The sequence below is a fragment of the Alphaproteobacteria bacterium genome (assembly GCA_040220875.1).
GTDB lineage: Bacteria > Pseudomonadota > Alphaproteobacteria > JAVJVX01 > JAVJVX01 > JAVJVX01.
The window spans coordinates 236,329-256,587 of sequence record JAVJVX010000005.1 but is presented as its reverse complement, the minus strand read 5'-3'; the positions used below and the strand labels follow the sequence as shown (position 1 = coordinate 256,587).

At 63.3% G+C, this 20,259-nt stretch carries 15 protein-coding genes and 1 pseudogene; 12 read left to right on the top strand and 4 right to left on the bottom strand.

The annotated features are described in order from the left end of the window. The first annotated feature begins 49 nt into the window (after positions 1-49). The 3 genes from RLQ26_03460 (at position 50) to RLQ26_03450 (ending at position 2,589) form a co-directional block, all read left to right on the top strand. On the top strand, positions 50-790 hold the full coding sequence (locus RLQ26_03460) for a protein kinase (GenBank protein MEQ9087778.1): 741 nt from the start codon (positions 50-52) through the stop codon (positions 788-790). Between the two features lie 90 nt (positions 791-880). Continuing rightward, positions 881-2,038 carry a 4Fe-4S dicluster domain-containing protein gene (locus RLQ26_03455; GenBank protein ID MEQ9087777.1) on the top strand — a complete coding sequence of 386 codons (1,158 nt, stop codon included), beginning with the start codon at positions 881-883 and terminating at the stop codon, positions 2,036-2,038. Positions 2,039-2,379: 341 nt separating this feature from the next. Beyond that, the gene (locus RLQ26_03450; protein ID MEQ9087776.1) at positions 2,380-2,589 is read left to right on the top strand and encodes a cold-shock protein; all 210 of its coding nucleotides are present in this window, start codon (positions 2,380-2,382) and stop codon (positions 2,587-2,589) included. A gap of 79 nt (positions 2,590-2,668) precedes the next feature. Here the strand turns inward: RLQ26_03450 and RLQ26_03445 are convergent, their stop codons facing one another. Both RLQ26_03445 and RLQ26_03440 read right to left on the bottom strand, forming a co-directional pair. After that, positions 2,669-3,613: a DUF481 domain-containing protein gene (locus tag RLQ26_03445; protein MEQ9087775.1), complete on the bottom strand. Its 945-nt coding sequence runs from the start codon at positions 3,611-3,613 to the stop codon at positions 2,669-2,671. A 145-nt stretch (positions 3,614-3,758) separates the two neighbouring features. Then, on the bottom strand, positions 3,759-5,396 hold the full coding sequence (locus tag RLQ26_03440) for a methyl-accepting chemotaxis protein (protein ID MEQ9087774.1): 1,638 nt from the start codon (positions 5,394-5,396) through the stop codon (positions 3,759-3,761). 601 nt (positions 5,397-5,997) lie between these two features. Here RLQ26_03440 and RLQ26_03435 point away from each other — a divergent pair. The 3 genes from RLQ26_03435 to ettA all read left to right on the top strand — a co-directional run bounded on the left by RLQ26_03435 (position 5,998) and on the right by ettA (position 8,673). Beyond that, entirely contained in the window at positions 5,998-6,525 is a 528-nt protein-coding gene (locus RLQ26_03435; GenBank protein ID MEQ9087773.1) for a Crp/Fnr family transcriptional regulator, read from the top strand. Between the two features lie 9 nt (positions 6,526-6,534). Beyond that, positions 6,535-6,750 carry a helix-turn-helix domain-containing protein gene (locus tag RLQ26_03430; GenBank protein ID MEQ9087772.1) on the top strand — a complete coding sequence of 72 codons (216 nt, stop codon included), beginning with the start codon at positions 6,535-6,537 and terminating at the stop codon, positions 6,748-6,750. A 240-nt stretch (positions 6,751-6,990) separates the two neighbouring features. Further along, positions 6,991-8,673, top strand: coding sequence for an energy-dependent translational throttle protein EttA (gene ettA / locus RLQ26_03425; GenBank protein MEQ9087771.1), 1,683 nt, complete (start codon positions 6,991-6,993; stop codon positions 8,671-8,673). Between the two features lie 88 nt (positions 8,674-8,761). Here the strand turns inward: ettA and RLQ26_03420 are convergent, their stop codons facing one another. Both RLQ26_03420 and RLQ26_03415 read right to left on the bottom strand, forming a co-directional pair. Continuing rightward, positions 8,762-9,388, bottom strand: coding sequence for an ABC transporter substrate-binding protein (locus RLQ26_03420; GenBank protein ID MEQ9087770.1), 627 nt, complete (start codon positions 9,386-9,388; stop codon positions 8,762-8,764). Between the two features lie 7 nt (positions 9,389-9,395). After that, positions 9,396-10,373 carry a VacJ family lipoprotein gene (locus tag RLQ26_03415; protein MEQ9087769.1) on the bottom strand — a complete coding sequence of 326 codons (978 nt, stop codon included), beginning with the start codon at positions 10,371-10,373 and terminating at the stop codon, positions 9,396-9,398. A gap of 470 nt (positions 10,374-10,843) precedes the next feature. Here RLQ26_03415 and RLQ26_03410 point away from each other — a divergent pair, with 470 nt between their 5' ends. The 6 genes and pseudogenes from RLQ26_03410 to RLQ26_03385 all read left to right on the top strand — a co-directional run bounded on the left by RLQ26_03410 (position 10,844) and on the right by RLQ26_03385 (position 20,241). Further along, on the top strand, positions 10,844-11,878 hold the full coding sequence (locus RLQ26_03410; protein MEQ9087768.1) for a metalloregulator ArsR/SmtB family transcription factor: 1,035 nt from the start codon (positions 10,844-10,846) through the stop codon (positions 11,876-11,878). Continuing rightward, a complete protein-coding gene (gene metF, locus RLQ26_03405; protein MEQ9087767.1) occupies positions 11,875-12,762 on the top strand; it encodes a methylenetetrahydrofolate reductase in 888 nt (295 codons plus the stop codon). Before RLQ26_03410 ends, metF begins: the two co-directional genes overlap by 4 nt. Further along, a pseudogene (metH, locus tag RLQ26_03400) lies at positions 12,759-16,522 on the top strand (methionine synthase). The gene metF and the pseudogene metH overlap by 4 nt, the downstream one beginning before the upstream one ends. Positions 16,523-16,593: 71 nt before the next feature. Continuing rightward, complete coding sequence (locus RLQ26_03395; protein ID MEQ9087766.1) at positions 16,594-17,103, top strand: pentapeptide repeat-containing protein; 510 nt, start codon at positions 16,594-16,596, stop codon at positions 17,101-17,103. Between the two features lie 168 nt (positions 17,104-17,271). Then, positions 17,272-18,348, top strand: a complete 1,077-nt coding sequence (locus tag RLQ26_03390) for a diguanylate cyclase (protein ID MEQ9087765.1) — start codon at positions 17,272-17,274, stop codon at positions 18,346-18,348. A gap of 102 nt (positions 18,349-18,450) precedes the next feature. Beyond that, positions 18,451-20,241 (top strand): chloride channel protein, encoded by a 1,791-nt coding sequence (locus tag RLQ26_03385; protein ID MEQ9087764.1) that lies wholly within the window; start codon positions 18,451-18,453, stop codon positions 20,239-20,241. Positions 20,242-20,259: the final 18 nt, after the last annotated feature.

Genomic DNA, 20,259 nt, shown 5'->3' with positions numbered 1-20,259 from the left:
CCGTGCTTTACCCTAGTCTTTTTCCCGCTCCGGACGTAAGTCTTGGCCCATGACGCGCCGCCTCGCCAAACCCAGGATTACCAGATTCCGGCTGCCCATCGGGCGGGTGATCGGCGGCAAGTATGTCGTCGAGGAGTTTCTCGGACGCGGGTACGAGGGGGAGGTTTACCGCGTTTCGGAGATCAGAACGGGTCTGCCGCGCGCGGCAAAGCTTTTCTTTCCGCATCGCAACCTGAAGGACCGGGAGGCCCGCAGCTACGCGATCAAGCTCGAACGGCTGCGCCACTGTCCCATTGTCATTCAGTATCACCATGCCGAGACGGTGCTGTTCCAGGGCGTACCGGTGACCTGCCTGATCAGCGAATATGTCGACGGCATGCTGCTGCAGAACTTCATCACCGCTCATCCGGGCCGGCGGCTGCCGAGCTTCAAGGCGCTTCACCTTCTGCACGGACTCGTTTCGGGAATCGAGCAGATTCACCTGAGCGGCGAATATCATGGCGATCTCCACACCGAAAACATCATGGTGCATCCGCGCGGCATTTTCTTCGATCTCAAGGTGGTGGATTTCTTCAACTATGGGCGCTCGAACCCGGACAGGCGGCTCGAGGATCTGTTCCAGCTCGTCACGCTTCTCTATGAAATGACCGGCGGGCGGCGCCACTACCGCAATCAGCCGCCCGAAATCAAGGCCATCTGCCGGGGCCTGCGCCGGGACCTGATCTGCCGCCGCTTTCCGAGCACAAGCCATTTACGCGACCATCTCGAGTATTTCGACTGGACGCCGTGAGCGCGGCCCGCCGGGCGCCCCTTTCAGTCCCCAGTCCGGATCTCTAGACTGCCGGACCAGGCGCGATGGACGGACAAAAGGGAGGAGACCATGGCCGAAGAATCCCGCAGTCGTGTTATCCCCGAATGGAACAGCCCGGATCTGGAATACGTCGAGCCGACCCAGGTCGTTCGCAGTTTCGGATACGATATTTTCTCGGGCCCTTACGACGAGGAAGCGGTCCGCCACGATCAGAAGACGATTGAATGCGTGCTCGATGTGGACGGGCCCGTCAACGAGACCAAGACCGCCTATGACAGTCCCGAAGCGGCGGCCCGCGACATCAAGGAAAAGGCCAGGGCGCTTGGTGCGACGCTGGTGGGCATCACCGGACTGGACCCGTTTCACGTCTATAAGGGCCATGATGTACCGCATGCCAATGTGGTCATGATCGCGGTTCCCATGGAATATGACGAGATTCGCTTTGGCGCGACGCCCCGCCATGTGCGCGAAGTGCTCCGGGTCTATGCCGAGGCCGGTGCCATCGCCACCCGGCTCGGCGCTTATATTCGCGAACAGGGCTACCCGGCCCGTGCTCACAGCTTGCGGTTCGAACAGATCAACATGCTGCCTCACGCCCGGGCCGCCGGTCTGGGCGAGCTGGGCAAGCACGGCTCGTTGATCAACCGGGAGCTCGGCTGTTCGTTTCGCGTGGCGGCGGTCACCACGGATTTGCCGGCGGCGCGAGACTCGGTCGAAAATCACGGTGTCGAGGACCTTTGCGCCAATTGCAACATGTGTGTCACCTATTGCCCGGGCGACGCCATTTCCCACCAGAAGGAAGAGGTGCGCGGCATTACGAAATGGGTTGTCGATACGGCGGCGTGCGCGCCCTATTGGGGCAGCTACAATGCTTGCGGAATCTGTCTCGAGGTTTGCCCGTTCAATGCCCGCGGGTTTGATGGGCGCTACAAGAAAACCTTTGTGGAGACGATCAAGGGGATCGATCTCGGGGAATGGCGCGAGGAGTTGAAGGCGGGGCTTCAGGAGCCCTGGGCCTATGTCGAGAAACCGGAGAGCCGGGAAGAGGGCTGGCGCAACTATGTCGAGGGCAAGGGTGAGGCCGGCTTCATGATCCAGGGCCTGCCGAGGGAGGGGCTGGCGGCGGCGGTCTACGAACGGCGCCGGGCGATGAAAATCGACCCGCAGCACCACTTGCCCCTTGGGCGCGACGAGCCGCCCGGGCGGGCGGCGCGCGGCGCCGGGTAGGGCAGAAATGCTGCCCGAGTCGCCCCGTTCCGGCCGGTGCGGAAAAAACGGCATAATCCCAAATAATTATACCCGATCTCGATGCCCGGGCGGTCGAGGGCGACCCGGGCGTCCCTACCCGGGCGCCCGTACGCGCCTGCCCTGAGCGCGACGATCGTCTGAATCCGCTTGCGTTTATCTGGCTTCCCGGTATACGTGACAGGTTAGGTCTCGAACGCCCACGGGTTATACACCGGGTCATACCGACCAGGTTCGTTGCTCTAGGACAGTGTTGAGGCTAATTCGCCGCCTTCGGTGCCGATCCGGGGGTGGCCAGATCATCACTTGTTAAGGAGACGACGATGGCAGTCGGTACAGTTAAATGGTTTAACCGGACCAAGGGTTATGGATTCATTCAGCCGGAGGACGGCTCGGCCGATGCATTCGTGCATATTTCGGCGGTTGAGCAGGCCGGCCTCGACGACCTGCGCGAAGGCCAGAAAGTTCAATACGAACTCCAGATGGGCCGCAACGGCAAACAGGCCGCTGAAAAGCTGTCCTTGATGGACTAAGCGCCGCGGTTCCGGCTTGATCCAGTCGCCCGCCTCATCACGGAGGCGGGCGATTTTTTATTCCGGCAAGCGTGGGACGTCAGAACTCGTAGGCGACCGAGACGATCGTCTTGGTGTCCAGCTTCTCCGTTCCGGCCGGCACGTTGGAATCATGGTCGGCCTTGAAGCTCAGCTTGAGACGCAGCGCCTGATTGATCCGCGTGGATAACGCCGTCTCGGCCGTGGAGGTCGTTCGCTCCTCGCCGGTCACCGCCTCGAGACGGTTGGTAAACGTCGCCGTTGGCGTGATGTCCCATTTGAAAGTGCTCTCGGCGCGCCCGATCACCTCGGTCTCGGTCTTGCCCGTCCCCGCAACCTTTGAAAACCGGTAACCAGGCCCGGCGCGAAGCTCCCATGATACAGGCTTGGGCAGGATCACCGCATAGCCAATGCCGGGATTGGCGGTCACCCGATAATCGAACCCGCTAAACCTGTCATCCTCGTATTCCACCGCGGCAAAGCCGAAGAATCTTTCCGTCAACCGATAGTCCGATTCGAGCCGGACCGTCAGTTCGTTTTCGGTCAGATCGTTGTCCTCCGTCGAAAGGAAAAATTCGACAAGCCCCTGATGGCGCCACCGTTTCTTGTCGTAGGTGAGCGACAGTCTGGTCGAAAGATCCTGTTCCTCCGTGTTGCCGGTCGACTGGCTGGCGCCCAGTTCGATAGCGCCCGACCAGGGGGAAGCGGAAGTCGCTTCGTCCTGCGGGGCGTCCGGGGTGGCGGGCGCGGGCGCGGGCGCGGACGTCCGGATCGGTCCCGATTGCGGTGATGCGGGGGCCGGCGGCGCGGCCGGCGGCTGAGAACCTGGCGGGGAGGCGCCGCCCGGGTATCCGCTCGAGGGCAGGAGCGGTGCCTGGGCCAGGGCGGGCGAGGCGGCGAGAAAGAACAGGAGCGCTGACCCCCGCTTCCGGCCGCGGGGCGGCTGAAATACGGAATGGCGGCGCCCCGGACGCGGAAGGCTCGGGACGATCATGGCCGCTACCATACAAACCCCGATTCCACGCGTCCATACGAGCGCGCCGCTCCGATCGCGATCTTGGCGCCGGGCCGGCCGCCGCGCGCAAAAAATCCGGGGCCGGACATGCCGGCCCCGGATCCAGTTGCGGGAAAAAAGAAATCGGGCGTCGGTGTTACTTGCCCATGGATTCGATGAAGGCCTGGATTTCCCTTTTCAGGTTCTCGGCCTCAATGGAGAGCTGATCGGATTCTGTCGTCACCTGCGCGGCGGCCGTTCCCGTCTCCGATGCGGCCTGGGTGACGCCGCTGATGTTGTTGGAGACTTCCTGAACGCCGGTCGATGCTTCCTGAGCATTCCGGGCAATCTCCTGGGTCGCGGCATTCTGCTCCTCGATGGCCGAGGCAATGGAGGTCGACGCCTCGCGGTTCGCGATGCTCGTCTCCTTGATCTGCCCGATGGCGGTGACCACCTGCTCTGTGGTGCCCTGAATCTCCGCGATCTGCGACTCGATTTCTTCCGTCGCCTTGGCGGTCTGGTTGGCCAGGCTCTTCACCTCGCTGGCCACGACGGCGAAGCCCTTACCGGCTTCGCCGGCACGGGCGGCCTCGATCGTCGCATTCAGCGCCAGCAGATTGGTCTGTCCGGCGATGTCGCGAATCAGGTCCACGATCTCGCCGATCTTCTGGGCCGCGCTCGCCAGGCTTTGCACGGTGGTGTTGGAATGCTCCGCCGCTTCCGTCGCTTCGAGTGATGTCTTGCTCGATTCGTTCACGAGGCGGCTGATCTCCTCGATGGATTTCGAGAGCTCCTCGGCCGCCGCCGCCACGGTCTCGACGTTGGCGGATGCCTGCTCGCTCGCGGCTGCCACACTGGCCGCCTGCTTGTTGGTCTCTTCGGCGTTGGCCGACATGCCGGTGGCGAGGCTCTTGAGATTGCCGGTTGCCTTTGCGACCGATTCCACCACGTCGCTGACCCGGCTCGCCAGATTGACCTGGCTCGTCACGACGGTCCAGGTCAGCATCGGGCCGATGTAATTGCCGTTCTGGTCGATGATGGCGGTGACCAGGAGATCGAGAGATTCCTCGCCCAGCTTAATCGTCGCCCTGTGGGGCAGGTTCTTCGGATCGGCCAGCAGCTTGCGCTGGTGTTCCGGGTGCTTGTGGAAGATATCGATGCTCTGCCCCATGAGCTCGTCCGCCTTGCAGGGCAGGAGGCGTTCGATGCTGCGGAGCGTCTCGATGCTCGTCCGATTAAGATAATTGATCTTGAAATCAACCGGATCGCACATGATCACGTTGATCGGCATGTTCTGGACCATGTCCTTCAGCTGACTGACGTCCCTGTCCGCCTTGACCTTTTCGGTCACGACATTCCAGGTCAGCATCGGGCCGATATAATCGCCCTCATCATTCAGGATCGGTGTCACCAGAAGATCGAGATATTCGTCGCCGAGCTGAATGACTGCCGAATGCGGCAGATTCTTCGGGTCGGCCAGCAGCTTGCGCTGGTGTTCCGGGTGCTTGTGGAAGATATCGATGCTCTGCCCCATGAGCTCGTCCGCCTTGCAGGGCAGGAGATGCTCGAGCTTCTGCAGGGTCCGGATACTGGCGGGGTTGGCATAGATGATCCGAAAATCATCCAGGTCGCACATGACCACATTGATCGGCATGCCATCGACCATCTGCTGAAGGCGATCGCGCTCAGCCCGCAAATTCGCTGGCTGGGCGCCGGCCTGCGCAACGTCTTGCAGGCGTTCCTTCTGCCCCTCTGCCTCACGCGAGACATCCGAGCGCGATTTCATTTTCAACATTCCTGTTTTCCCCAATTAGGTGATGGGCCCGGCGCACGCCGCCGTATGCGGCTGAAGCCAGCGCCCGTCGGGCGGAGCGGTCCTTCGGAACCCCGCCTTCGTTCCAACGTGGGACAGAGTGTCAGGGATTTTCCTTAATACCCGGTAAAATTGCAGACGATCGCAGGCCGTTCCGCCCCGATTCGGCACAGGCATATCTTCTTATCCCTAGGAATTTGTGCATTTTTCAAAACACGACAAATGTTGTCGACTTTTGATTACCATTTTCCGGGATTTTACATTTTTGAAATATATTCGCGTATTACGCGTAGTTACCAATGATCGGTCGGATATCCTTTTTCTGCGTACAGGCCGGTCTTGTTGGGGCCCGCGACAATTCGCCGGACCGGCATTGGAACAGGAACAATTTCGGAAATCCCATGGCTTGCTCGCCAGAATATGAAATCCGGTCACGCGCCAGCTACGTATATCCCCCGATATGCGTAACATCGTGCAACCAGGTGATCCGTCAAATGGCCGGCAGGCTCGGTCGGCAACGGGACAGGATCCGGCGACGGACTTTCCCGGGCGTCGCGGATGCGAGACGCCTCGAGGAAAGATCATGAACGGGGGCCCGCCAGTCGACATACGGAGCGATCTGCCCTGTGCCACCTGCGCGGTCAACCGCGTGCATGGCTATTGCCCGGCAGCCGGCCAGCCCGAAGGGCACCCGGCCTGGGTATCGATCCGGCAGTTCGGGCCGCGGGAAACCGTCCTGCGCGAAGGGCAGCCGGGCGCCAGCCTGATGCTGCTGGTATCGGGCTGGGCTGTCGCGTACACGCGCGGCATGGATGGCCGCCGGCGCGTCATCGACACGCGGCTGCCCGGCGAATCGATCAGCTATCACACGCTGTTCACGGAAAAGGCCGAATTCACGGTGAGGACGCTGACCGCGGCGACTGTCTGCGAGTTCGATAACCGGGGCCTTCGCGCCGCGCTCGCCGACGACAGGAGCGGCGGCGACTCGATCGGCCGCCTGGTCGGATCGGTATTTCGGCGAATGCTGTGGCGGATCGATCTGGCCGGCATGCAATTCGCCAAGGGGGCGCTGGCCTCCCTCATTCTCGATCTTTATCTTCGTCTTCGCTAGGTGGGCCAGGTGCGGGACGAGGAATTTTTCTGCCCGCTTACCCACGAGCTGATCGGCGAAATTCTCGGCCTGACCAAGGTCCATGTCAGCCGGACGCTGAAGGCCCTCCGGGACGAGGGGTGTCTCGATTACACGGCCCGCCGGGTTCGGATTCACGACCTCGACCGTCTCATGGCACTCAGCGGGGTCAGGCTGGACCTGGCGGAGGCGCCCGAACTTCCCTGAGCTCCGCGCGCGGACGGGCGGATTGAAACGGTCTTATCCGTGCCAGGGCGCGCCCTGGCGGTTCCGAGGGTTTCTCTCCAAATCCGGCCGGCGTCAGTCGCCGCGCAAGGCCACGCGCCCGGCGCTCGGTCCCGAGGCCGTCCTCCGGGCCGCGCTTCCGAGATAAGCCCTCGCCAGCGGGGCAGCCGATGGGTTAGAACGCGGGGCCAAAAGACCGCACAACCCAATCGGAGTATTTACGTGGCGTCCCACCAGTATATTTACGTGATGAAGGGCCTGTCGAAGACCTATCCGGGGGGTCGGCAGGTTCTCAAGGACATCTGGCTCTCTTTCCTGCCGGGGGCCAAGATCGGCGTGCTGGGCCTGAACGGCGCGGGGAAATCCACACTGTTGAAGATCATGGCCGGCATCGAGACCGAGTTCTCGGGCGAGGCCTGGGCGGCCGATGGCGTGCGGGTGGGCTATCTGTCGCAGGAGCCCGATCTCGATCCCGAAAAGACGGTGGAAGAGAATGTCCTCGAGGGTGTTGCCGAGGCCAAGGCGCTCCTCGACAGGTTCGAGGCGGTGAGCGCGCGTTTCGCGGAGGAAATGAGCGACGACGAGATGCAGGCGCTGATCGAGGAACAGGCCGAGATTCAGGAGAAGATCGAGGCGGCGAACGTGTGGGATCTTCAGCGCCAGGTCGATATTGCAATGGATGCGCTTCGCTGCCCGCCGCCGGATGCGGACGTGACGAAGCTTTCGGGCGGCGAACGCCGCCGGGTCGCACTCTGCCGCCTTCTGCTGCAAAAGCCGGATATGCTGTTGCTGGACGAGCCGACCAACCATCTGGACGCGGAATCAGTGGCTTGGCTGGAGCGTTTTCTCGACGAATATGAGGGGACGGTCGTGGCCGTCACCCATGACCGCTATTTTCTGGATAACGTGGCGGGCTGGATTCTGGAGCTGGATCGGGGCGAGGGGATCCCGTTCGAAGGCAATTACTCGGCCTGGGTGGAGCAGAAGCAGAAACGTCTGGCACAGGAAGAGAAGGAGGAAAGCGCCCGGCAACGCACCCTCGCGCGGGAGCTGGAATGGATTCGCCAGACACCGCAGGCCCGGCGCGCCAAGAGCAAGGCGCGCATCAACGCCTATGAGGAGTTGGTCGCGAAAAGCAAGGAAAAGAGCGGTGGGCCGGCGCAGATCCGCATTCCGCCGGGGCCGCGTCTGGGTGACAAGGTGATCGAGGCCGAGCATCTGCGCAAGGGCTTCGGGAACCAGCTTCTGATCGACGACCTGAGCTTCCGCCTGCCGCCCGGCGGCATCGTCGGCGTGATCGGGCCCAACGGTGCCGGCAAGACGACGCTGTTCCGGATGATCGTGGGCCAGGAGAAGCCGGATTCCGGTACCCTCAGGATCGGCGAGACGGTCCGACTGGGCTATGTCGATCAGAGCCGCGATACGCTCAAGGATTCTGCCACGGTGTGGGAGGAAATCTCTGGCGGTGACGACGAAATTGAACTCGGTGATCGCACGGTGCAAAGCCGCGCCTATTGCGGTGCCTTCAACTTCCGTGGCGCTGATCAGCAAAAGAAGGTGGGCCAGCTTTCGGGCGGGGAGCGCAACCGGGTGCATCTCGCCAAAATGCTGAAAGAAGGGGCGAATGTCCTGCTCCTGGACGAGCCCACCAACGATCTCGATGTGGACACGCTGAGAGCGCTGGAGCTGGCGCTCGGTGATTTCCCGGGCTGCGCCGTCATCATCAGCCATGACCGCTGGTTTCTCGACCGGATCGCCACCCATATCCTCGCTTTCGAGGGCGACAGCCTGGTCGAATGGTTCGAGGGGAATTACGAGGATTACGAGGCCGATCGCCGCCGGAGACTGGGGGCGGAAGCGGACCAGCCGCACCGCATCAAGTACCGGCCGCTGGCGCGAAACTGACCCGTCCCGCCGGGATTTCAGGCTCAAAAAAACCCGGCCACGAGCCGGGTTTTTCGATGGTGCCGTTTCCCCCGCGGGGAGGCGCCGGTCAGGTATTCAGCTCGGCGATCTTCTCGCGCAGCGCCTCCAGCAGCCCGTCCACGCCCTTGCCGCGCCGCTGGATAACGGTCGCGAACTCCGATCTCTGGGTGACGGCCATGCTGATGCCCTCGATCGTTACGTCATAGACGCGGTAATCCTGGCTGTCCTTGGGAATGCCGACCCGCCAGTCCACCTTGATGGGCGGGGCCTCGGGGCGGACGATTTCGGAGATCACAATAGCCTGCGTGTCGCTTGCCTGGCGTGCCTCCCGGACCTGCAGGGTCTCGCCCGTATAGTCCTTGAAGCGCTTGGCATAGGTGCGAACGATGAATTCCTCGAACAGGTCGAGGAATTCCCGACGCTGCTGTTCTGACGCCTGCCGCCAGTATTTGCCGAGCACGAAACGGCCGATGGCCGGAACGTAAAAGGTCTCGCGGAAGATCTTGCGAAAGCGCTCCTCGATCTGGTCGCGTGACAGGGTCTCGTCCTTGAGCGTCTCGACGGCCTGATCGCCGATCCCGCGGACGAACGTGTCCGCGCCTTCCGGGAAGGCGGCGGATGCGGGCGCGGCCAGCGGGGCTGCGATGATGATAAGCAGGAATGCGCGCTTCAGGGAGCGCATGAATGTCGTCATGGGTGGGCTACTCCGCCAGCAGGGATAGGGTCTGCGAGGTCGCTTCCGATGTCTGCGACCGTTCGGGCGTGCCGGTCGAAGAGGAAGGCGTCTCTTTCCCCTTGTCATCGTCTGTCGCGCCGCCCGGCGCGTCAACCGCCGGTTCGTCGATCTCGTCGAATTCTTCGAAAACCGAGGGATCATAGCTGGGTCGCCCGCCCGGGGAGAAAACGGCCGCGGGTTCTTCGGGCTCGGCGCCGTTCAGAATTTCGTTGCGCCGCGACTGGCGGTAGAGCGAGCGCAGTGTCGCGTAATAATCAAGGGAGGAGCGCTCGATATCCTCGAGGATGCCCAGAGTCTCCGAGCGCGAATCGACCGCATTGGCCACAAAGATCGACGGGCTCACGGCTGTCGCCCCGGTATAGGCCATGGGGTCCGAGAACCCGTCCACGATCCGGCCGACGGCATCGCGCGGATTGGACGGACCAAGAAGGGGCAGAACCAGATAGGGTCCCTCGTCGACCCCCCAGACCGCCAGAGTCTGGCCGAAATCCTCGTCATGGCGGTGGATACCGCGGGTCGCCGCCACGTCGACCATGCCGCCGACGCCTTCGATCGTGTTGGTCACGAGGCGCTGTGCCGTGACTCCGGCCCGGCCCCAGTTCCATTGCAGCACGTCATTGACGAGGACCACGACCGAGCCGGCGTTGTTCAGCATGTTGGAGACCGATTTGCGCGCCAGTTCGGGGACATTGTCACGGTAGGCGGTGGCCGCCGGCTTGAGCACGTATTCATCGGCCTTCATGTTGAAGGTGTGCATCGAGCGGTTGAAGCCTTCGTATGGGTCATGCGCGCCGTTGACGTCCGCGATTTCCGCTTCGGGAGTCGAGGCGCAAGCGCTCAGCACCAGGGCGAGCAGCGGCACAATGGCGGCTCGATGGCCGGCGCGCCGGTGCGACGGCGTGGCGGTGGTCTCGAAAACTTGGCGAGAGGTCAGAATACGCATGAACGACGGGTCTCCCAATACGCGCGCCGGCCTGCTTGTCGGGGTAATTTCACCGCTCCCCATGCGGCGCGCAATCTCCGTATCATAGGGCCAAAAAAAACACCAGTCACAACGGCTTGCACTTAACCGGCCGGTTTGACTGACAGATTTTTCCGGGCGTGGCAAAAACGAAACAGCCAAGGAATTTGATCCACATTCAGGACGAAAATCGGGGGGCCGCGGCAAGTCCCGCCCCGCCCGGCGCGCTTCCGGCGCCTGTGGCTTGGCCCGATATGGACGTCCGATCCCGGCGGCGCCATTCGTCCGGCGAGGGCCGTCAGGCCCCGGCAACATGCCCCCTCGCACCCGAAGGGGATAATCATCCGGAGGGGATAATCGCCTCAAAAAGTGTTTGTTAACGATATAAGGATATGTTTATCTCCTTAAATCGCGTAGAGGGCGCGGTGATCGAATCAGGGGATCAAGGGCCCATGGCCGCCGAACACGACGGATTTCCTCTAACGATGGAAGAACTGCTGGCCGGGCTGCGGGCGGCGGCCGAATCAACGCGGCTGCGGGTGCTCGCGCTTTGCGCCCGGGCTGAATTGTCGGTGACGGAACTGGTGACGATACTCGGCCAGAGCCAGCCGCGCGTGTCCCGCCATCTCAAGGTACTGGCCGAGAGCGGGCTTCTCGAACGTCTGCCGGAGGGCAACTGGGTCTTCTTCCGTCTCGCCGACCAGCACCCGCTGGGCGCGACGCTGCGCGCGCTTCTGGTCGATCTGTCGGCGCGCGAGCCGGTTCTGGCCCTGGATCAGCAGCGCCTCGAATCGGTCAAGCGAAGCCGGGCGGCGCGGGCGGCCGATTATTTCTCGGCCAACGCCGCGCGCTGGGACGAAATCCGCTCCCTCCATGTCGATGAGGCACAGGTCGAAAATGCGGTAATCGCCATCATCAGGGATGAAATGCCACCGGATGGGATCGAGGAATATCTCGATATCGGGACGGGCACGGGACGGTTTCTGGAATTGCTGTCGCAGCATGTCGATCGCGCCAACGGGATAGACCTGTCGCGTGACATGCTTTCCATCGCGCGGACGAATGTGGAGCGGGCCGGGCTGGTCAATTGCCATGTGCGCTATGGCGATATGTACCATCTGCCCTGGCCGGCCGACAGCTTCGACCTCCTGACCATCCATCAGGTTCTGCATTTTGCCGATGCACCGGGCGAGGTGATCGCGGAGGCGGCCCGTGTCCTGCGCCCTGGCGGTCGCCTGGTAGTGGTCGATTTTGCCCCCCATACGCTGGAATATCTGCGCCAGGACCACGCCCACAGGCGACTCGGCTTCAGTGACCGGGAACTGGCGCAATGGTGCACCGCCGCGGGTCTCAAAGCGCTCCGTTTCCACCATCTCGCGGGCGACCCGCTGACGGTCACCATCCTCGGCGCGGCGCGGCCGGACCGGCGGCTGCCGATGGCCTCAAAGACGCCGGCGACGGCCGATTTCGAGGGCAGTCGCGCATGAGCGCCCCGGACGTGTCATTTGAATTCTTCCCGCCAAAGACGGTGAAGATGGAAGAGGCGCTCTGGCGTGCCATTGAACAGCTGGCGCCCCTCTCGCCACGCTTCGTTTCCGTCACCTATGGCGCGGGCGGCAGCACGCGCGAGCGCACGCATGCGACCGTGACACGCATCCTTCGCGACACCCGGCTGACCCCGGCGGCGCATCTGACTTGCGTCGGCGCCACCCGTGCCGAGGTGGATGAAGTCGCGCGCGCCTATTGGGAGAGTGGCGTGCGCCATATCGTGGCGCTGCGCGGAGACCCGCCGCCGGACGCGGCCCGCTATATCCCCCACCCCGGCGGATATGCCTATGCGGTCGATCTGGTCCGGGGACTGCGCGAGGTCGCCGATTTTGAAATCAGCGTGGCCGCCTATCCTGAAACCCATCCCGAGGCGCCAAGCGCGGCGGCGGACCTCGACAATCTCAAGCGCAAGCTGGATGCGGGCGCAAAGCGCGCGATCACGCAGTTTTTCTTTGAGCCGGATTGTTTCCTGCGCTTTCGCGACCGGGCCCGGCGCCACGGCATCGATGTGCCGCTGGTGCCCGGAGTTCTGCCTGTGACCAATTTCGAACAGGTGCGGAAATTTGCCGATATGTGCGGGGCGACCATCCCCCGATCGCTGGTGCGCCGTTTCGACGGGCTGGATGACGACCCTGAGACACGCCAGTTGATTGCCGCCCGCACCGCCATAGAGCTTTGCCAGAAACTCCAGGCGGAAGGCGTAAACGAATTCCATTTCTACACCCTCAACCGCGCGGAGTTGACAGTCGCCATCTGTCACGCCCTGGGCCTTCGCGCCCTGGCGCCCGCTCCGAAGTCAATTCAGGAAGGAAGCCAAGCGTGAACGACACCAGCCACCCCGGGCGTGAAGAAAGATTGCAGGTTCTCGCAGCGGCGCTGAAGCAGCGTATTCTCGTGCTCGATGGCGCGATGGGAACGATGATTCAGAGCCACGGCCTGTCGGAGGTGGAATTCCGGGGTGCGCGGTTCGCCGATTGGGGCCAGCCCCTTCAGGGGAACAATGATCTTCTGAATCTGACCGGGCCCGAGGTTATCCTTGGGATCCACGAGGCCTTCCTCGAGGCGGGCGCCGACATCATCGAAACCAACACCTTCAACGCCAACCGGATTTCACAGGCCGATTACGGCATGTCCGAGCTTGCGGTCGAGCTCAACCGCGAAGGCGCGCGCCTGGCGCGGCAGGCGGCCGATGCCATGACCGCCAGGACACCGGATCGCCCGCGTTTCGTCGCCGGGGCCCTCGGGCCCACCAACCGAACAGCCTCGATCTCGCCTGACGTGAACGATCCCGGCAAACGTAATATTAGTTTCGACGAATTGCGCCAGGCTTATGGCGAAGCTGTCCGCGGGCTGATCGAGGGCGGTGTCGATATCCTGCTGATCGAGACGGTTTTCGACACGCTCAACTGCAAGGCTGCAATTTTCGCCATCGACGAGGTTTTCGAGGCTGATGGGGTTCGTCTGCCAGTGATGGTCTCCGGCACCGTCACCGACATGTCCGGGCGCACACTGACCGGCCAGACGGTGGATGCATTCTGGTACTCGGTGCGCCACGCGCGGCCGATGTCAATCGGGCTCAACTGCTCCTTCGGTGCCGAGCAATTGCGTCCTCATATTGTGACCCTCGCCCGCGTCGCCGATACCTATGTGCATGCCTATCCCAATGCCGGCCTGCCCAACGAAATGGGCGAATACGACGAGAGCCCCGACGAGACCGCGGCTTTTCTTGCGGATTGGGCGAAATCGGGCCTGGTCAATATTCTGGGTGGGTGCTGCGGCACCACACCCGCCCACATTCGCGCCATCGCAGCGGCGGTCGAAGGGCAGGCACCTCGCGCCGTCCCGGACCTGCCGGTGGCACTGCGGCTTTCCGGGCTCGAGCCGGTGGAGGTGCCAGCATGAGCGAGGCGATGAACCAGGCATCCGCGCAAGCGCGTTTCGTCACCATAGGCGAGCGCACAAACGTTACGGGATCGGCGCGCTTTCGCAAGCTGATCCAGGAGGACGATTACGATTCGGCCCTTTCCGTCGCCAAGAGCCAGGTAGAGAACGGCGCCCAGATTCTGGACGTCAACATGGATGAAGGCCTTCTCGATTCCGAGGCGGCGATGACGAAATTTCTCAACCTGATCGCGGGTGAGCCTGAAATCAGCCGCATTCCCATCATGATCGATTCCTCCAAATGGTCGGTCATCGAGGCGGGGCTGAAATGCGTCCAGGGCAAGGGCATCGTCAATTCGATCAGCCTCAAGGAGGGCGAGGAAAGCTTCGTCGACCAGGCGAGGCTGGTCCGGCGCTACGGTGCGGCGGCGGTGGTCATGGCCTTCGACGAGAAGGGACAGGCAGACACCGCAGACCGGAAGTTCGAGATCTGCGCCCGCGCCTACCGACTGCTGACGGAAAAGGTCGGTTTCCCGCCCGAGGACATCATCTTCGACCCCAATATTTTCGCGGTCGCAACCGGTATCGAGGCCCACAACAACTATGCCGTCGAATTCATCGAGGCGTGCCGACGCATCCGGGCCGAACTGCCGCACGCTCACGTATCTGGCGGCGTGTCCAACATCTCCTTTTCGTTCCGGGGCAATGACCGGGTGCGCGAGGCCATGCATTCGGCCTTCCTCTACCATGCCATCCGGAGCGGCATGGATATGGGGATCGTCAATGCCGGCCAGCTCGCGGTCTATGAGGACATTCCAGAAGACCTTCTGGAGCGGGTCGAGGATGTGCTGCTCAACCGGCGTGAGGATGCGACCGAGCGGTTACTGGAGACGGCCGAGAGTTTCCGCGGTAAGGGGTCGGAGAGATCCGCCGCCGATCTTTCGTGGCGCCAATCGGATGTCACCGAGCGGCTCCGTCACGCGTTGGTCAAGGGCATCACCGATTTCATTATCGAGGACACAGAGGAGGCGCGGCAGAAATACGGCCGGCCTATCGAGGTGATCGAGGGCCCCCTCATGGACGGGATGAATGTCGTGGGCGACCTGTTCGGCGCCGGCAAGATGTTCCTGCCCCAGGTGGTGAAATCCGCCCGGGTGATGAAGCAGGCCGTCGGCCACCTCATCCCCTATCTCGAAGCCGAGAAGGCGGCCAGTGGCGATACCAGCACGAACGGCCGGATATTGCTGGCCACGGTCAAGGGCGACGTGCACGACATCGGGAAGAACATCGTGGGCGTGGTCCTCCAGTGCAACAGCTATGAGGTGATCGATCTGGGCGTCATGGTGCCGGCCGAGAAAATTCTCGAGGCAGCCCGGAAGGAAAAGGTCGATCTGATCGGGCTTTCGGGCCTCATAACGCCGTCGCTGGATGAGATGGTGCACGTGGCGGCCGAATTGCAGCGTGAGGGATTCGACCAGCCGCTCCTGATCGGCGGGGCCACCACGTCGCGCGTGCATACGGCGGTGAAGATCGATCTTAAATACGACCGGCCCGTCGTCCACGTGCTGGATGCGTCTCGCGCGGTCGGTGTCTGCGCCAGTCTGCTCAGCAAGGAGGGCGATGGCGCCGACGCCTTTGCCCGAAAGATCGGGGCCGAGTACGCCGCAGTGCGCACCGAACGAGAAAAGTCGAAGACAGCGCGGACGCTCCCGCTCGAGGAGGCGCGCCGGGCCAGGGTCGCGATCGATTGGTCAGATTACGCCCCGCCGAAACCGAACGTCTCGGGCCTCACCGATTTCGCCGATTATCCGCTCGGCGAGCTTGTCGAGCGTATCGACTGGACGCCGTTTTTCCGGACCTGGGAACTGGCGGGCGCCTACCCCAAGATTCTCGATGACCCGGTGGTCGGTGAAGTGGCGCGCGGCCTTTTCAACGATGCGGAAAAGATGCTGCACCGGATCGTCGACGAGAAATGGCTTCGCGCCAGCGGCGTCATCGGCTTCTGGCCAGCGAACGGGGTGGGTGACGATATCGCGCTCTATAGTGATGAGACGCGGGAGACCGTGCTTGCCACCCTTCACTGCCTGCGCCAGCAGATCGCGAAGGAGGACGGTCGCAGCAACCCGTGCCTGGCCGACTACATCGCGCCCGTCGAGACGCGGCTGGCCGACTATATCGGCGGGTTCGCGGTGACGACGGGACTTGGCCTCGATGAGGTGGTGGCCGGGTACGAGAAATCGCAGGACGATTATAACGCGATCCTGGCCAAGGCCCTGGCCGATCGGCTGGCGGAGGCCTTTGCCGAACGGCTGCATGAGCGTGTGCGCAAGGAATTCTGGGGCTACGCGCCGGACGAGGATTTGGATAACGCGGCGCTCATTCGCGAGGCGTATCGCGGTATCCGCCCGGCTCCCGGCTACCCGGCCTGTCCCGACCATACGGAAAAGGACACCCTGTTCCGCCTCCTCGAGGCGACGGAACGCACCGGCATTCGGTTGACGGAAAGCTACGCCATGCTGCCGACGGCAGCCGTGAGCGGCCTTTATTTCGCCCATCCTGAGGCGCGGTATTTCGGCGTCGGTCGGGTCGAGCGCGACCAGGTTGCCGATTACGCCCGGCGCAAGGGCATGGACATCAAGACGGTGGAGCGCTGGCTGGGTCCGGTCCTGGGCTACGACCCGGACCGCCAGGACGCCGCCTGAGCGGTGCCCCTGAGCGGTGCCCCTGAGCGGTGCCATTGTTTTGCCGCCCGGCTCAGCCTATCTTGGGACGCATGAAAGCCTCTGGCACGAGATACTGGGCCCTCCTGCTGGCCCTGGTGATGACCCTTCCCGCAATCACCGCCCATGCCGAATGTCTCGACGCGCCCGCCGCGGGCGTCGATTGGGAACGCTGCTATTTCGATGGCAATGATCTCCGCGGCGCGACACTCAGCAACGCCAATCTGCGTGATGCGACCTTCTCGCGCGCCGATTTGTCGGAGGCCGATTTCTCGGGCGCGAACGCCTTCCGGGTCAAATTCATATCTGCGAAACTCGAAAACGCCGTTTTCGACGGCGCCCGGCTGGACGAGGCCGATTTCACCAAGGCTGATCTCAGGGGGGCCTCCTTTCGCGGCGCGCGGCTTCGGCGCGCACGGCTGTTCGATGCCGATCTGCGCGGAGCCGACCTGACCGGCGCCAACATCCGCAACGCCGATCTGCTGGGCGCTTACCTGGCCGGGGCGACATGGATCGACGGCCAGCGGATCTGCGCCGAGGGCTCTCGCGGCCAGTGCGGCTGACCGGCCTGCCCCGGTCCCGCCGGCGCCCGGTCCGGCGCAATCTCCTAAAAAATTAGGCGAATCCGTTGGTTAGCGGATTGTTAACGGGTTCGGGCCCAAGCTGACCGGCGGTGGGAGGCTATCTGGCCGATAAGGAGCTGATGGCGGGTAGAACGGGCAGACGCAGTCATGCGCATCGCGATTTCGAACAACATACAACCTGGCGAGGCCGCGAAGGCCGCCGGTGCGGCCCTCAGCGAGATGGAAGCGCTGTCGATTGCGCCGACGCCGGTAAACTATGCTGTCTGGTTTCAGTACAAGCTCGGCGAGCCGGCGGCGCTGGTCCAGGATATGATTGCCCTGGTCAACAGCAAGCGCCCGATCTCGGCGGAAGACCACCTGGCCCTGTATGAGCGTCATCTCGATAGCGAGCCGCTCAGCGACTCCGTCGTCGATGCGGCCGATAGGGTGGACGATTCGATTGCTCACGTCATGGAGCTTTTGCGCAGTGCTGCCGGCGACGCGCGATCCTTCAGCCAGACGCTGAAATCATCCGAGGAATCCCTTGCCGGTGATCTCACCCTCGAGGCGGTCAGAAACGTGGTGGAGAACCTGTCGCGCGAGACTGCAACGCTGCGCGAGCGTAACGAAGAGCTTTCGGGCAAGCTGCAGAATGCTTCCACGGAGGTCCTGCATCTCAAGGAAAATCTGGAGGAGGCACGCGAGGAAGCCCTGCTGGACGGGCTGACCGGCGTCGCCAATCGCAAGGCGTTTGACGCCAATCTGCGTCAGGCGACGCGCGCGGCCGAAGAAGAGGGTGCGCCGCTCAGCCTGCTTATGGTCGACATCGATCACTTCAAACGGTTCAACGACACCTTCGGTCATGCGATGGGTGACCAGGTTCTCAAGCTGGTCGGTCACATTCTGCACCAATCCCTCAAGGGCCAGGACAAGGCGGCGCGTTACGGCGGTGAAGAATTCGCTGTCATCCTGCCTCGCACGCGGCTCGGTGACGCGGCACGTGTCGCCGAATCGCTGCGCAAGACGCTGTGTTCCAAAAAAATCATGCGCAAAAGCACGGGCGAGGAACTGGCCCGGATCACCATGTCCGTCGGTGTCGCCCAGTATCGGCTCAAGGACACCATCGAGGGGTTCCTCGGACGGGCCGATCGGGCGCTTTACCAGGCCAAGAATTCGGGGCGCAACAAGGTCGTCAAGGAATCCTCGGTCGAGGCCACGGACGCCGATCATCGCATCGCGAGTTAGCGAGAACCCGGCCGGTGCCCCAACCGGGGCTTGTTCTTTCGTCCCAAGTGGGGTTCGGTAACAGGGAGCTTCCTGTCCTTCCCGCTGCCGGGGCCCGAACCGATGGCCAAGCCTTCCACGCCCCCTCTCGAGCGTTTCGCCCGCCAACTGGCTCTCGGCCTCAGGCAGAACCAGGTCGTTTTCTGGCTTCTCGCCGTGGCGGCCGGCGTGCTGGTGACCCTGGTGGTCATCGGCTTTCGCGAGACGATCCTCCTGGTACAGACAGGGTTTTTCGGCATATCCAGCGAGCGCTTCCATTCGGCGGCAGCCTCGCTCGCCTGGTGGCACCTCGCCCTGGCGCCTGTGCTGGGCGGTCTCGTCGTCGGGCTTCTGATCCGCTGGCTTCTGCCCGATGGCCGCCCGCAGGGCATTGCCGATGTGATCGAACTGGCGGCCGTCCAGGGCGCCAAGGGTTCGCTGCGCACCGGGCTCGCGGGCGCGCTGACCAGCGCCGTGACGCTGGGGGCCGGCGCCTCGGCCGGGCGGGAAGGGCCGGCCATTCATCTCGGCGCTCATCTCGGCGGCTGGCTCGGCGCGCGGCTTGGCCTCAATCGGCGGATGACCCTGACACTCCTGGCCAGCGGCGTCGCGGCTGCCGTCGCAGCCTCCTTCAACGCCCCGATCGCCGGCATTCTGTTCGCGCTGGAAGTCGTGGTCGGCCGTTACGCCATGAGCGCCTTCGGCCCCGTCGTGCTTGCGGCCGTCAGCGCCACGATCGTGGCCCGCCTGCAATATGGGGATTTTCCCGCCTTCGTTATTCCGAGCTATGCGATCGGCTCGCTCTGGAATTTCGCCCTGTTCATGGGGCTCGGCCTGGCGGCCGGCCTGGTTTCAGTCGCGCTCGCACGCGCGATCTTTTTCGCCCGCGACCTGTCCGAGAAGACGCCGCTGCCGGTCTGGGCGCGCCCGGCGCTGGGCGGACTTGGCGTCGGGCTGATCGCCATCTGGTTGCCCCAGATCATGGGCGTCGGGTACGAGGCGACGGACCTCGCCCTGCAGGAATCCTTCACACTCGGCCTGCTGCTGGCCCTGCTTGTTGCCAAGATTGTCGCAACCGGCCTGACACTCGGTTTCGGCTTTGCCGGCGGGGTTTTCAGTCCCTCGCTTTTCCTGGGCGCGATGCTGGGCGGTGCCTTCGGGCTGGTGAGTCAGGCGGTCCTGCCCGGCCTGGGGACAACCCACGGGCTCTACGCTCTCGTCGGCATGGGCGCGGTTGCCGCCGCCGTGATGGGAGCGCCGATTTCAACCATTCTCATCATGTTCGAACTGACGGGCGATTACTCGCTCACGCTCGCCGTCATGGTGGCGGTCGTGGTGAGCGTGTTCGTGAATGACCGGTTGCTGGGGGGGTCGTTCTTCTTCTGCCAGATGAAAGAACGCGGCATCGATCCCCGCGACGGGCGGGAAAGCGAGAAGCTTCGCGGCGTGAAAGTGGCCGATCTGATTGTGACCGTGGCCGATCGGGTGGGGTCGGAAGCCGGCCTGAAGGAGATGGAGACGGCGCTCAAGGCCAGTCGCTACGGACAGTTGCTCGTCGTCGATCGCGATGGCCTCCTCACCGGAACGATAGGGCGCGAACAGATCCACGACCTTGAAGAAGATGTGGCGGGCGAATCGTCCGAAGATGGCGGCAAGGCCAGGGATATCGCCCGCCGGCACCCGACTGTGCTGGTGCCCGGCGAGACGCTCAAGGATGCGATGGAGCTATTTCAATCGGGCGAGGAGGGCCTCGTTCCGGTCGTGGAGAGCCGTGAAAACATGCGCTTCCTCGGGATCATCCGCGAGCTCGACGTCGTCCGGCGCCATAACCGGGCCCTGCTCGAGGTCCGGGCGGAGGAGCGGGGCGAAGCCTGAGGGCGCGGCAGTCCGCTG